11 protein-coding genes are annotated in these 15,315 nt (G+C 42.6%); 3 read left to right on the plus strand and 8 right to left on the minus strand.

What is annotated here, in order from left to right; genetic code table 11:
- The 4 genes from L4C35_RS22145 to L4C35_RS22155 form a co-directional block, all read right to left on the minus strand.
- A partial coding sequence (locus tag L4C35_RS22145; protein ID WP_428464901.1) for a hypothetical protein occupies positions 1-475 on the minus strand: 475 nt, incomplete at its 3' end.
- 136 nt (positions 476-611) lie between these two features.
- The gene (locus tag L4C35_RS22150; RefSeq protein ID WP_428464902.1) at positions 612-1,949 is read right to left on the minus strand and encodes a leucine-rich repeat domain-containing protein; all 1,338 of its coding nucleotides are present in this window, start codon (positions 1,947-1,949) and stop codon (positions 612-614) included.
- A 150-nt stretch (positions 1,950-2,099) separates the two neighbouring features.
- Positions 2,100-2,234: a PAAR domain-containing protein gene (locus tag L4C35_RS23255; protein WP_489685853.1), complete on the minus strand. Its 135-nt coding sequence runs from the start codon at positions 2,232-2,234 to the stop codon at positions 2,100-2,102.
- Positions 2,235-2,445: 211 nt separating this feature from the next.
- Positions 2,446-3,609: a conjugal transfer protein TraF gene (locus tag L4C35_RS22155; RefSeq protein WP_428464903.1), complete on the minus strand. Its 1,164-nt coding sequence runs from the start codon at positions 3,607-3,609 to the stop codon at positions 2,446-2,448.
- 353 nt (positions 3,610-3,962) lie between these two features.
- On the opposite strand from L4C35_RS22155, the gene L4C35_RS22160 reads away from it, so the two are divergent.
- The 3 genes from L4C35_RS22160 to L4C35_RS22170 all read left to right on the plus strand — a co-directional run bounded on the left by L4C35_RS22160 (position 3,963) and on the right by L4C35_RS22170 (position 10,496).
- The gene (locus L4C35_RS22160) at positions 3,963-5,330 is read left to right on the plus strand and encodes a YjiH family protein (RefSeq protein WP_428464904.1); all 1,368 of its coding nucleotides are present in this window, start codon (positions 3,963-3,965) and stop codon (positions 5,328-5,330) included.
- Between the two features lie 286 nt (positions 5,331-5,616).
- Positions 5,617-6,957, plus strand: a complete 1,341-nt coding sequence (locus L4C35_RS22165; protein WP_428464905.1) for a hypothetical protein — start codon at positions 5,617-5,619, stop codon at positions 6,955-6,957.
- 344 nt (positions 6,958-7,301) lie between these two features.
- The gene (locus L4C35_RS22170; protein WP_428464906.1) at positions 7,302-10,496 is read left to right on the plus strand and encodes a hypothetical protein; all 3,195 of its coding nucleotides are present in this window, start codon (positions 7,302-7,304) and stop codon (positions 10,494-10,496) included.
- A gap of 72 nt (positions 10,497-10,568) precedes the next feature.
- Here the strand turns inward: L4C35_RS22170 and L4C35_RS22175 are convergent, their stop codons facing one another.
- From L4C35_RS22175 to L4C35_RS22190, 4 genes are all read right to left on the minus strand, one after another.
- Positions 10,569-11,453: a hypothetical protein gene (locus tag L4C35_RS22175; protein ID WP_428464907.1), complete on the minus strand. Its 885-nt coding sequence runs from the start codon at positions 11,451-11,453 to the stop codon at positions 10,569-10,571.
- A gap of 188 nt (positions 11,454-11,641) precedes the next feature.
- A complete protein-coding gene (locus tag L4C35_RS22180; RefSeq protein WP_371702703.1) occupies positions 11,642-12,583 on the minus strand; it encodes an ABC transporter permease in 942 nt (313 codons plus the stop codon).
- Positions 12,584-12,586: 3 nt separating this feature from the next.
- Positions 12,587-13,564: an ABC transporter permease gene (locus L4C35_RS22185; RefSeq protein ID WP_048900505.1), complete on the minus strand. Its 978-nt coding sequence runs from the start codon at positions 13,562-13,564 to the stop codon at positions 12,587-12,589.
- A 101-nt stretch (positions 13,565-13,665) separates the two neighbouring features.
- A complete protein-coding gene (locus L4C35_RS22190; protein ID WP_428464908.1) occupies positions 13,666-15,225 on the minus strand; it encodes an ABC transporter substrate-binding protein in 1,560 nt (519 codons plus the stop codon).
- Positions 15,226-15,315: the final 90 nt, after the last annotated feature.

A 15,315-nucleotide genomic window follows, 5' to 3' on the forward strand; every position in this document is an offset into this window, starting at 1 on the left:
CCTTAAGATACAACTCTTTAAGGTTTTTATTATTTTTTAAGTTTAAAACCACATCATCTACATCTATGGCTAAATATGTTAATTTTGGTAATAAAGAAAAAAAACTTTCAGTGTTAACATTTTTTAAACTTAACTGCAAATGAGTTACATTAAGCTCATAATCTACAAGAATATAATTTTCAGATTCTTGATAGTCATAGAACCAAAAATCTCCGCCACTATACCTTACACTTGAACTACTAAATTTAAATTTATCATCAATGTCATTAAAACCTTCTCTATCTACCAATTCTGCATTATACGTTTCAATAAATATTTCAGGTTTTGACTGATAGCCATTTTCTTTAAGAAAATCCATAACATGCTTTATTTGTGGTGATTGCAGTGTTTCTTCAATCAGAGGTTCATATGCCAACACCCCAAATGATAAAAATAACATTGATATTTTTATTAAAGCTAAAATTCTATATGACATCTCATATACCCTGTTATCTTAGACAACTGTTACCATCGTTCAGTCAAAACCGTTGAACGAGTACTTAAAGTAACCATATAAAGATCAACTATTAAATCCATCATATACCCTTTGTTTAATAATCTACTTCCAACGATTAGGCGCCATATTTGGCAAGACTTATTAACTTACGCCTCATCTCCCCTTCGCTATTGTCAAAAAAAGGATTAGACCCAAGGAAAACTTTACATCCCTTAACAGCATTAAATTTAGATAAATCCACATAGTTTAAGTTATTTCGTTGAAGTTCGATTTCTTTGATTGAATTTAATCCATCAAGTTTACCAACAGCATTGATTTTATTACTTACCAGTACTAAATACTCCAATGCACTCAAATGAGAAATATTCTCCACCTTCTTTATATTTGATCTTTCTATTCTTAGTTTTTTTAATTTTGTAAGACTATCTAAGCCACTAATCTTTTTAAGTGGGGTACCTAAAATAGTTAGTTCTTCCAAGTTATTTAAGCCATCAAGCCCTTTTGTTTCATCGAATGACACTCGAGAAATAAACATTTTCTTTAAATTTGATGAATTAGAGAAATTCGGCATTTGATCATTCTCCTTTCCGCCAAATCTAAGCCACTCCAATAATACTGGTAATTTAACACCTCCAACATATATTCCATTTCCTAATACAACACCTCGAAGGTTAGATAATTTAGATATATTAGATATGTCACGTTTAGTGTCACCATACAGCGTTAAATACTTTAAATTCTTTAAGGATAGTAACTCAAAGTTAAGCTTTCCTTTTGACATCACAGTCAAAAACTCTAACGAAGACGAGTCATTGATATCACTCAAATTATTTACATCATTATTTATTCTTAGTGATAATAGCTTTCTTTGATAACCAAGATTTGAAATCTTTTCAAACTTTCCTAATGAAGTCCCAATCATTTCAACCAAACCAGATTCAGGCAAAACCAAATCAGTTAGAACCCCATCTTTTAAAAACACCTCTTTAATTTTATGATTATTTTTAATATTAACTACTTCGCCATCAGTATTAGAGGCATCAATAGCAAGGTAACGTAGACTCGGCAAACCAGAGAATAATTCGTCTGTTTGACTTCCATTCAATGATAACTGCATATGAGTCACATTAAGTTCAGGATCTACAAGGATGTAGTTATCTTCATTTTGATAATTATAAAAAGTAAACCTTCCTCCACTATAGCTAACACTTGAACTTCCTAGCTCATTTAAATCGTTAACTTCATTCAAATTGGACCTCTGGTTTACCTCAGCATTATACGTTTCAATGAATATCTCAGGTTTAGACTGATAGCCGTTTTCTTTAAGAAAATCCATAACATGCTTTATTTGTGGTGATTGCAGTGTTTCTTCAACCAGAGGATCATATGCCAACACCCCAAATGATAAAAATAACATTGATATTTTTATTAAAGCTAAAATTCTATATGACATGTTATTTCCCCGACCAAGGTTGATATTCGATTTAAAGTGATTCATGAGCATTTGCATATTCATCAAAATCAATAACTCAGAAACTATTCTCGGCAATATTCGTTGAGCAATATATTGCTGATTATTAGGGGGGACTATTACCCATACGACTTACAGGCTTACAGGCTTACTATAAGTTAAAATGGTACCGGAACCAGTGACTATCGGCCCGCCAACATGAGGCACTTTGCCGGTCGTTTTAGGACAAGAGTGATTATCCGAAATGCGTGCAGCTGGTTTTCCCATCTTAGAATGCTCTGTTAATCGCGTTAACGGCAAATTATATACATCAAGAAGCTTATTATTAGGATGCTTTCACGTAAGGTGTTGATAATATTTAATTGTTAAAAGGCACCTCCCAACAAATAGGCAACAAAATGTAATTGATATTTCGATCTTTAGATGTAAAAAAGGAGACCCTAGGCCTCCTCTCTATCATTTATGAACGCGCTATTTATTACAGCGTAAACACTAACTGGGCAGACACGCCGTAGTTATTGTCTTTACCGAACTGACCCGCAAGGTCGAAACCAAATGCGCCAAACGGTGTGAAACCGATACCTGCCGTCATTAAGCTCTCTGCGTGATCTGTCATGCTGTGGCTGTAACCTGCACGTAACTGCGCCCACTGCCATGCGTCTAACTCAACACCCAGCTTTGCAAACTGCGTGCTGTAATCAAACTGCTTAAAGTATTGCTGTTTATTTAGATCAACATCCGCCGCAACCGTGAACCAGCCATTGGCGTAAGCAGCACCAAGTTTGTACTGTGGCTCAACCATAAAGGTCGCGCTGTAGCTTTCGCCGTCATCACTAATGATCTTATTGGTTTCTAGCTCTTGCGAAATAAGGTTCATCGCAGAAAAACCAATGGTCACATTATCTACTGGTTGGTAAGCCACACCCAAGTCCATGTTGAACGCAGAGCTTTGCTCAGGATCATCAATCTCAAAATCAAAGGTACTCACGCTTTCCATCATGTTTAGCGCAACCAGCTTTTGGAATTTAGGCGATACACCCACAGAGAAACGCTTACCGTAAGCGCTAAGCTCAAAAGATTTCGCTAGTGTTACACCCAAATCAACCGTACCACCCGCTAGGCCTGTCGCCATCGAATCTAGGTCATTTGGATTAGAGTCTTTCTCAAAATCACTATCAGCCACCTTGGTAGTCGCAAACGCCGCAATACTTGCTTTCGTAAATAGGCTCGCACTCACAAAGCGGTTTGGAATAGATACCACCATGCCCACTTTCGCTTCAGCGGCGATTTGGCCGTCATCCAATGCACGTAATGCATCTTCCCACTCACCGCGCACACTGTCATCAGACTCCAAACGATCATTCAACTCTTGAAAATCATCAAGTTTGGTCATCATGTCATCTGCATCATGTGCGCTGACATTAATGCTTGGTAGCAACATACCAAAATCATCATTACTTTTATAATTTGTTGCCATCGCTGGGTTGTAAAACGCTGCAGTTAAATAACTGGCAGACGCAACACCCGTACCACCCATAGCTCCGCCACGCGCATCCATACCTGTGTAAGCTGCAGACGAAAAAGATACCAACGGCAAAGCTGCCGCAACCATTAATGAGATACCACTACGATTAATATTCATAATCCCTATTTAATTATCATTATTCATTGAAAGCACAAATGCGCGGGGATTATATCGGTCAATATGACGTAAATATATGTCTATCAATATGCTAGCGTGGAAGCATTAATTTACACTGAATGCAATCGTGTTCTTAATTTCTCCTTTTAGACTAAAATCCAACTGAATAATTACGCTCACAAATCATCACAAACGACACAAGCGCGCATAAAAAAGCAAATTATCCGATTTAGTATTCCATCCAGACGTAATTATCTGTAATATTCATCTAACTATTTACGATATATCAGTGAATGGTTATGCGTTAAGTTGATTAGATAAATTTTCCAACCAACAATAAATTCGGATGTTGTATGCAAGAACAGACAATCAATCTAAAGAACCCCACCACAGCCAACTGGCTGATGTTCCTGATCCCCTCTCTACTAGGGGTTTTCTTGTTTATGGCCCCAATCAATTACCAAGACAGCATCACCATCCCTATCGCTGTGCTGGCTAAGTCGGTGCAAGCCCTGTTTGAAGGTATGCTAACAACCTTAGTGACGGTATCGATCTCAGCAACGGCTATCGCTACCATCGCGACCAAAGCATTTAAACCACGCGCTATTTTAGAAAACAGTTTTTTAAGTGGTTTATTGAATCCTTCATTCGCGTGGTTTGTGGTGCAGCAGCTTGGCGCTATTTTTGTATTAATGACTTACTTTGAAGTTGGCCCTGCCATGATTTATGACGGCGCAACAGGTGGGTTAGTTTTACACGATCTACTACCTGTACTGTTCTCAGTCTTTATCTTTGCAGGCTTACTCTTACCTTTACTGCTTAATTTTGGCCTACTGGAATTCTTCGGTGCTTTATTCGCGAAAGTAATGCGCCCTATCTTTGGTCTACCTGGCCGCTCTGCAGTTAACTGTATTGCATCATGGCTTGGCGATGGCAGTGTTGGCGTACTGATGACCAGCAAGCAATACGAAGATAAAATTTACACCGAGCGTGAAGCCGCCGTTATCGGAACCACCTTCACCGCTGTCTCTATTACCTTCAGCTTGGTTGTGATTGCCCAAGTCAACCTTGAGCACCTGTTTGCCCCGTTCTACCTCACTGTATGTTTAGCCGGTTTTGCCGCCGCTGTTATCGTGCCGCGTTTACCGCCCCTTTCATGGAAAAGAAACCAATACATTGATGGTTCTACCGATCTTATCGACCATGAAGCTATTCCAGCAGGTAGCACAGCGATCCGTTTTGGTTTAGAGCAAGGCCTACGAAAAGCCAGCCAAGTGACTAGCCTACGTAAAGTAGTGATTGATGGCCTGAAAAATGCCATGGACATGGTCTTTGGTGTGCTGCCTGTGGTGATGGCGATTGGTACGGTTGCCCTGGTGATTGCAGAAAACACCCCAATCTTTAACTACCTAGGTATGCCATTTATTCCGCTACTGGAGCTGCTACATATTCCAGAAGCCGCTGCGGCATCGAAAACCATTGTTGTCGGTTTTGCTGATATGTTCCTGCCTTCTATCTTGGCAGCCAGCATTGAGAGCGACTTAACCCGTTTTGTGATTGCGGCGATGTCGGTTACTCAGCTGATCTACATGTCTGAAATTGGCGCCCTGCTGATTGGCAGTAAGATCCCCGTTAAAGCATGGGAGCTGTTTGTTATCTTCATTCTACGTACGCTGGTGACGCTACCAGTAATCGCATTGATGGCACACATGATTTTCTAGTTACGAGTTTCACATCAGCACCGAACAAAAAAGCCAGCATTGATGCTGGTTTTTTTCTTTTCAGTCAATGATTTTAAACATCAATTAATCAAAGCTACTGTTTTAATTCTCTTTTTCCAACCAAGCCGTCAAAGTGACGTAATTTATTGCTAGCATGATCACGTTATAAAATACGTGATCTTGTTTCCATTAAATGTTCCTAATATATATGCTGTTGATATGATTGCCAATTAATCGATATCAAATATAAATAGATAAAAATTAAGCATTTATTAAAGGAACCAAAATGCATTTCAAATATACGGCAGTTGCAGCATCTCTCACTTTAGCTCTTAGCCTGACAGGTTGTGGCAGCGACAGCGACAATAGCACCACGACAGGCAATACTATTAAAGTGATTGATGGTTACCTGTCACAGGCAGAAGTTTGTATCGATCAGAATAAAAACAGTGTGTGTGATGCAGGAGAGTTACTACCAACACTAACCAATGCTAAAGGTGAAATCACGATCCCTTCAGATAAAGTCGGTTATCCAATTATTGCTCGCGCTGTTGCAGGTAAAACAAGCGATAGCGATAAACTCGGTACACTTGGCAGCAGCTATGAATTAATTGCTGCGGCAGGATCAACCGTCGTCACTCCTTTTACCACCCTTGCCGTCGTTCAAGAAAAAACGCTGGATCAAGTCGCCAACGAACTTAACCTACCAGCTGACGTAATAAGTGGTGACTACGTTGCAATGAAGGCAAACGACGATAAAGCCAAAGCTGCGCACCTACTAGCGCGTAGTGTGACGACTGAGCTAGCGCCTAGCGTTAAAGACAATCAGGCCGCTGAGCTCACAGCCACCACAGAAAAGATTCAAAAAGAAATTGATGCGCAAGTTAATGCTGGCGCAGACCTTGATAACATCACAGTTGAAATTGATGATTCAGGCAATGCATCTTCAGTGGCAATTATTCAATCGTTAGATACTTATTTGAAAGACGGTGACAGCCAATTCATCAGTATGAATCAGTTTTACGCACAGGATGAGGGTATTTTCAAAGTATCAGTGTCGGGTGAAGGCGAACTGACAGTCACTAGCAAAAAAGAAGGAACGAAAACGATCGGCTATAGCACTGACGGCAATACCCTAGTTGTAACCGATGGTGCTAACTCCGAGCGCGACACCTTCACCTATATTGCCGAGAATATCTCTCTGGCCATAACCGAAGATTCCGATCTCATTCTATGGACCAAAGGTGATTTTCAACAATCACAGCCGCTAGCAACAAGCTACTTTGAAGGTAAAACCTGGTACTACCTAAGCGATGATGCCCCATCAAACAGCAAAGATGCCCAGCCTATGGTAGCGAAGATGGTCTTTGGTAAAGATAAGGTGACAATCACAGAACCTTACGCAGACAAACAGCAAGAAGCAATGGAACTGCCTTGGAAAATGGATGGCGACAAGCTCTTCATTGACTTCCCTGACGGTGATTCTGACTTCAGTGTTACTCTGTATCTAGAAGACAAAAACATGATGGCAGTTTACAACTATTCTGAGACCCGCATGGGTGTATATGACCTCTTCATTAAGCATGAAGACATGGCTAAAAACCTCTACAACGAATGGAAAAAATAGAGCGCCATTTATAGTGTATTAATATTGGATCCCTATTTGTTATTAACATTTAGGGGCCTTTTTTCTTTGTTCAATCACGCAAGAACCAACATCCCTTTCGGCATAAATTTTCACTTTCACAAATAAGTAAAAGAAAAAACCTCTATCCTTTCAGGGCATTAATCTTATTAACAAGACTCATTACAGTGGCTTTTTTCGAATAAAACCTTAGTGAGTTCACGAATTTCACTTTGAGATCTTGCTCCCAGTTTCATCCTTATTGTATATGCACGCGTTATATAAATAACAACAACAATAACTACAAGTTACATATCGTTTAACTATGCATTTAATAAGGATTAAACATGCAATTTAAATACTCTGCGTTAGCAGCGTCATTGGCGGCGGCACTGACTCTTTCTGGCTGTGGCGGCGGTGATAGCGACTCAGGATCTAACCCTGGTGGCAACACTGGTAAGCCACCAATCACAGGCCCTGTTGTTGGCGGTGTTGTCATTACAACGATTGATGGTTATTTGAAAAATGCACTTGTTTGTTCTGATAAAAATGCCAACGGTCGCTGTGATGCCGATGAAGTTATTACCGATATTAATAACAAGTTGGTACTGACCAATGAAAAAGGTCAGCTTGATATTGAAGTTGAGAAAAGTGTCGAAGAAGCCATCAAAAAGGCCCCAATCGTCGTTAAGGTATTAGAACCATTTAAAGACTACAGCGCTGACGGCTTTGCCATTGAACCTGGTATTTACACGGTCGATATGGATCAGCCATATCAGGCCATGGGCAAAAACGTTGAATTCCGTGCTCCAGCGGGCAGTGCAATTGCGACCCCTCTAACAGACTTGATTGTCGCTGAAATGGAAAGTGGCTCAGATCAAGCCACAGCGGAAGCCAATGTGCAGGCAATGCTTAGCGACCTAAAAGGTGAAGATACAGGCCTAGAGATCGACTTGTATGCTGACTACATCAACACCAAAGAAGATACAGCCGCATCTGACGCAGAGAAACAACTAGCAACCAAACTGCACAAAACAGCTCAGATCCTGACAGAAACTCAGCATCAAGCCGATGACAGTATTGACCTTGATGAAGTAGCAGAACAAGTTGTTACTGAAGCGGTTACAGCGGTAAATGATGCGACGACAGACGAGCTGAACGACCCTGACTTCAAACCAGTTGTTCCTGTTGTAGAAGAGAATGGTGAAATCAAACCTAAGCCAGTAATCATTAACTATCAAGCAAGTGTTAATGAGGATATCTACAACAATCTAAACAATGAGCTGGATAGCTTCTACATCGAGGCAGGTCAAAATTTCGAACACACAATGACAGCATCAGCATCAGGTTTGTTTGTCGATAAAGATCAAGCAACATCACCAGATGTCAGCCTATCTCAAAAGAGTATCGATGAGCTAAAAGCGAAAGGTATCCATGCCGAAGTAAGCGCACCAAACAACGTTATCCAAATCACCTCTTTGAATGGTGCACCAGCTGGCACCTATTACCTAGAGCTTGAAGCTACTGATCTAGATAAAGACGGTAACAAAGTCGGCACAGTGACAACTCTGCTCAAGTTTGAAATTCACACTTTCAATACTGTACCTGTTGTAAATGATAAGCGCCTAGCCGCACTGCAGAGTGAATTCACTCAGCTTGCACTGCAAGAAGGTCAGAATGTTGGCTATATTGTCTTAGATATCAGCAATATCTTCAGCGATGAAGATGGTGATGCACTTACCTATGCATTTAGCGATAACGTGACAGGGCTGAAATATGCTGTTCTGAACACAAACGTCACCATTACAGGTACACCACTGGTTTCAGGTAATGTCGACATCACAATCAGTGCAACAGATGATGATAAAAATCAGGCTAAAGCAACAATTAAGCTGTCAATTGCCGAGAAACCTGTAACCAACAATCCTCTCAGCGATATCATTGTAGAGAAAAACCTATACCGCTTTAATGCCGAATGGACAACTCAAACCAATGTTGCTAAACCCGATTGCTGGGCTATCCGTTTAACCTCTGATAACAAAGTATCATTAGCTGAAGCAGTGAATGGGCAATGTCCTGCTGAAAATAGCTTCCAGAACAACCAAGGCACTTGGACGCTCGATGGTGAGAACATTGTTCTGGCTTTAGAAGGTGACAGTCCTGTTACCCTTAGCCTAAATAAAGATGTGTCTACCGATGCTGAAATGCCTCGTGTACACCTATCTACGACATCACCAAAAGCAACCATCGCTAAAACAGCAACAGGGACAACTCTAGCAAGTACGACTCAAAATGAGCCTGTAACTTTCTACATTGGCAAGCCAAGTGCTGACGCTTACTGGCAACAGCCTATGGCAGAAGTCATGGTTAATGGCGCATTAATCACTACGGATGCTGATAGTAAGAGTATTGTTGGTCAGAGCCATGAAAGTGATAACCTAGATGTCGACCTATTCATCGAAACCAGCTGTGAGAGCTTAGGTTTTGTCGCTGATGAAGGCTATGACCCTGACAACAACCCTAGCTACCGCTTTGGCCCTAATATGGCTTATGAGTTCCACTTGCTGAATGACAAGTTCACCAATGGCATATTTAGCCTCACCAACCAAACTCAAGGTAGCGTTGCCTTCGGTTCTGATAAAGGTGCGGCTTGTGGCATTGATTTTGATTACTCTGAAACAGACAACTTCACTCCAGGCGAGTCAATCGTTGTTCTGGCAGATCCAACAGGTAACACAGTGAGCGAAGAGTTCATCATCAATACCTTTGTTGACCGTAACAGCTCTATTGAACCGCTAGAATCTTTAATTATTGATGAGTCAGGGGTTTATTCGATAGAGATCAATGGAAATGGTGGTTCTGTCATTCGTATCTACCGTAAAGATGGCAAGATTCAAGAGCAAGAATGGATTTACACATTAGCCAATAATAGCTGGAGCAATGCTAAGCAAAGTGATTCTGTTTATACGGCTTATAGCGTAGGCGGAAAACAATTGCTTCAGGTGGCATCTAAATATCAAGGAGCTAAAGAGTCGTTCACACTGTGGCGTGATTCTGCTGATAAGATTAAAGGCGCGGATGCTGGTGTGAATGTAATTGAAGAGCTAGGGGAGGTTTTTGTCGCTCCAACATTCTTTTCATTAGAAGAGGCCCAAACTGCAGTTCAAGAAGCATTGGCTAGTGAAGTCCCATTTATTGGTACCCGCTGGACTGAGTATTACACCGAAGATAACGTCGATCATGAGAAGACTATGAGCTACACCATTGATGGTGGAACCTATGATGGTAAGCCTTTCATTTGGAGTGAATACCCTAATGATCTTCCATGCTTAGTCGAAGGTGATCATACTTGTACTATTGCGGAACTAAATAGTAAATATGATTTCTGTGATACCGAGATGCCAACGGACTGGAACAGTTGTCCAAGTGAGAAAAAATATCACGTTCAATGGCACTACGCTAAAAGCGATAATGTTTTACACCGAGAGAAAACGTCAGTTCAATCTGGGCATATGAGCAAAAGCTACATGGTACAAAACTAAATAATGCCTAATTAGGCTAAAACAACAAAGGCGACCGCATGGTCGCCTTTTTTCTATCTCAGTAACAATGAGTTACATATTCCACAGTACTTGCAGGCCAGTGCTAAAGCTCACAGTTGTTGCCTCTGGCAAGGTGGCCATCTGCTTACTGCCGTTATCATCATAGCGCCAGAAGTGTGGACCTTCTTCAAAGCGCTTCTCATAGCCCGCCATCACAAACCAACCTAGGTGTAGCCCTTTCATCAAGCGGTAGCTAATACCACCATCAATCGAAGTACGGAAACCAAAGTCATTAAAAGTCATACCATCAATCGCAGTATTGGTCGTTTGGCTCCACATAGGTACACCAGCCACCACACGGAAATAAGAGTGCCATGGGCTATCCGCATGCAACGAACCACTATCGTAAGCAACACCCGCATCTAAAAAGATATCGGTAGAACTTTCTTCCCACGTACCATAGTAAATGCTGTTCTCACTCTGGTTCTGATAGCGTTTATAGGTTTGGTAGGTCATCGATGGACCAGCCACGACACGCCACTGCGGAGTGACTTTATAGTGGATAAGTACATTGGTAGAGGCTTTGATATATTCAAACTTATTACGCTGATAAATCCCTTGGCTATTTGACCACTCTTCATCAACACTACCCGGCGAAAATGTTGCCAAAGCATCGATTGAGAAATCAAACATGTCGTTGACGCGCGTTAAGCTGCCCGTATTAATGACAGGGCTAAGTGCAGTGGCATCTGATTGGAAGGTCTCACCTTGGTCACTAAATTTTTCTTGGTAGGTGACTGATTCTAAACCAAGGGTGAAGTATGAATACCCCTCCTTAGGTTTAGCTGCTGTTACGGGCTCGGCAGCCCACGCGGCTGTCGTTGAAAGACACAAAACTGCTGCTAATGACTTTTTCACTGTGTTTTCTCTGTTATCACCATACAAGGAACTACGCACATATATGCAATCCTTTATGGATTATTGTTATTAAAATCAAAACCCAGCATTATAATTAACAAGCAATTGATAATCAGCATAGTTAACTGATAACAAAGAAAAAAGGCGACCATCTTGGTCGCCGTTTTTATACATTGAGAACTGAAGCTCACACCTAGCCGCCACAGCTAAGCTTAGAACCTCGATATCTAGCCTTTATAAATCTTCGGATTGAACACATCACGTAGCCAATCACCCAGCAGGTTAATCACCAGTACCAAAGTAACCAGCACTAAACCTGGGAAGGCAGTGATCCACCAAGAACCCGAGAAGATATAGTTAAACCCGATGCTGATCAGTGAACCAAGCGATGGCTGATCAACCGGTAGACCAAGCCCCAGGAACGACAGCGCCGCTTCCGACATAATAGCATTAGCCACCTGTACCGTTGATATCACTAAGATCGGTGACAAACAGTTCGGTAGAATATGACGGAACATGATGCGTGGCGAACGGAAACCCATTACGCGTGCGGCTTCAACATATTCTTTCTTCTTCTCTGCTAATACCGAGGCACGCACCGTTCGTGCATACTGCGGCCATTCAGCAATACCGATGATCACCACCAGCATCACCACCGCATATTGGCTAAACAGTTCAGAGCCTAATACGGTTCGGAAAATCGCAGAAACAATGATCGCGACCATCATGGTCGAGAACGACAGTTGGACATCGGCAAAGCGCATCAAGAAGCTATCAATGCGGCCACCAAAGTAGCCCGCACTCAAACCAATCGTCACCCCAAGAATCAGTTGCAAACCGACCGCAAGCAAGCCAATAGTCAGAGATAAACGCGAACCATAAAGAATCGTCGAAAAGATATCACGGCCCTGATCATCCGTTCCCAATAAGAAACGGCTATCACCGTCTTCCATCCACGATGGCGGCAATTCTGAATCCATGATATCGATAGTCGAGAGATCATAAGGGTCAGTTGGTGAAATCCACGGAGCCAGAATGGCAGCACTCGCGAAAGTTAAAAATAATGCAAAGCTAAACATCGCGACTTTGTCTTTTAAGAAGTAGTACACGATATCGGAGTTTTTAAATCGCTCCCAACGGCTAGGAGCGGCAACAGTTGTCGTATTCATGATTTACTCTCCCTTGCCTGTCAGGTTCACAGTTGGATTCACCAAGCCATATAGCAGATCGACTATGGTATTGGTGACCACAAAAATCAGGCCCACAAAGATGACATAGGCAGTGATCAACGGGGTATCAACACGGTTAATCGCATCAAGGAAGAGTAGCCCTGTCCCCGGCCACTGGAACACGGTTTCTGTCAAAATGGTATACGCAACCATGGTACCAATTTGCACCCCACCGACAGTTAATACTGGCAGCATGGTGTTTTTTAAGGCGTGCTGGTAATAGATTTTATTGCTTGATAGCCCTTTGGCTTTGGCAAATTTAATGTATTCAGAGCTCAATGCTTCCAACATTTCAGAACGCACTAAGCGAATGAAAAGCGGTAACATGATCGAGGCAAGTGCCACACACGGTAAGACTAAGTGCTTGAGGCCATCGAGAGTGAAATAGCCAGACTCCCAACCTAATAAGTTATAGGTTTCGCCTCGCCCGTAGGAGGGGAGCCAACCTAACTCTATCGAGAACACATACATCAGCATGATAGCGGTAAGGAAAACGGGAATAGAGATACCGACGCTACTGAGTGCCATAACGGTTTTAGTAAATACACTATTGGGATGAATCGCGGAATACACCCCGAGCGGTATCGACACCACGATAATGATCATGGCAGCACCAAACACCAGCTCTAACGTTGCGACCAGCTTATCGAGGATCACCTCAGCCGCTGGGCGTTTAAAAAAGTATGACGTACCTAAATCGCCTTGAACGGCATTCGCCAAAAATCGACTGTATTTAGTTACAAATGGGTCGTTAAGACCTAGATCGTCGCGTAATTGTTGACGTTCAGCTTCTGATACAGACTGCCCCACCAGCTCGCGCAATGGGTCGCCAAGGTTATCCTGAATGGCAAATGCCACCAGACTGATCACAAACATCACTATCAGTGCCTGAAACAGGCGCTTGACCAGAAACGTAAACATTCCCTGCCCCTTCTCTCATCCTTGAAAAAGTGCCGAAGCAAGTAGCTCCGGCACTGGTACTACACTTTGTTACTCATGCCTTAAACGCACGCGCTAAAGCATTATTTTTCATCAACCACTAGGTCACCGAAGTAAGGGAAGTTCATGGCATTCACGATCGGTTTGATGTGAACGTTAGCACTTGCGCCCCATGCTAGGTTTTGCCAGTGCAATGGCACGAACGCAGCATCTTCATACAAGGTCGCTTCTACTTTTTGCAGAATCGCATCACGTTTCGCAGGATCCGTTTCAACGTTTGATTCATTCACCAACTTATCAACTTCTGCATTTGAATAGTGGCCACAGTTGTACTGCCCTTTACCCGTTTTCTCATCACGCGTCATGGTGAGGAATTCAGAGAAGTTCGCTGAATCTTCAGTATCTGAGTGCCAGCCGATCATCATCATGTCTGCTGCACACACATCAAATTCAGGCCAGTATTGCGCTTTTGGCAAGGTTTTTAGATCTACCTTAATACCAATCTTCGATAGCATTGCGGCAGCCGCTTGTGCCACCTTGGCATCGTTCACATAACGGTTATTCGGCGCCATCATGGTTAGCTTAAAGCCTTTTTCATAGCCCGCTTCTTTCATCAGCGCTTTAGCTTTTTTCAGATCGTAGCGAGGCACAAGATCAGCGTCATAGCCTGAGTAGCCTGACGGCCCTTGCTGACCTGCCGCTGTCGCAAAGCCTTTCATGATTTTCTTCACGATGCCTTCGTTATTGATTGCATGCACAATCGCTTGGCGCACACGCACGTCTTTTAGGGCTTCGTTACTATTTTGGTTCATTTGGAACGTGATGATACGGGTACCCGGTAGCGTCACCAGATCGATACCTTTGGCATTTTTCACACGTTGGTGATCGTTCGGTGCAACAGGAGCAATCATGTCTACACCGCCAGACAGTAGCGCTGCCACACGGGTCGCATCTTCTTTGATTGGCACCAAGGTGAGCTTATCAACGTTACCTTTTGATTCGGTATCCCAGTAGCCATCAAAGCGTTCGAAGTCCACTTTCACGCCTTGCTCACGTGCTGTAACGATGAAAGGCCCCGTGCCCGAAACATGTGTCGAGGCAAACGAGTTACCGTGCTTCACTAACTCAGCTTTATCTTTACCGTCATCGGTTTTACCCGAATAGAACTTGCTGTCCATTGGGAAAATGTAGGTCGCGGTTTGTAGCACTAGCGGGTAAGAGCCTTTCGAGACTAACTCAACCGTATAGTCGTCCACTTTTTTCAATTCAGTGTATGGTTCGAAAATCGCTTTAAAGTCAGGGGAGTCTTTCAGACGGTTGAATGTCCATACCACGTCATCTGCCGTTAGCGTATTACCAGAATGGAATTTCACCCCTTTACGTAGGGTGAAACGGAACGTGTTGTCATCAACACGCTCCCAACTTTCAGCCAAACGCGGCTCAAAATCGAAATCTTGGGTATAACGAACCAGAGGATCAAACACCATGTGGGACAATTGCAGCGTACCACCGGAAAGCTGCTCATGCGGATCAAGCGACACAGGATCGGCGTCATAAGCGACTTTGATATCAGCTGCTGCTGCACTAAAACTTAGGCCTGCGGCCATTAAAGCGACTGCCAGCTTGCTCTTAATGGTTTTCATTGCATACTCCTTTATGCAGGGAGCGCACTCCCTTCTACTGTTGTGTTTGCTTGTTGTTATTACTGTTATCGCGCTTCTTTTTTGCAACCC

Origin of the sequence: Photobacterium kagoshimensis, assembly GCF_050337045.1 — a bacterium.
Lineage (GTDB): Bacteria > Pseudomonadota > Gammaproteobacteria > Enterobacterales > Vibrionaceae > Photobacterium > Photobacterium kagoshimensis.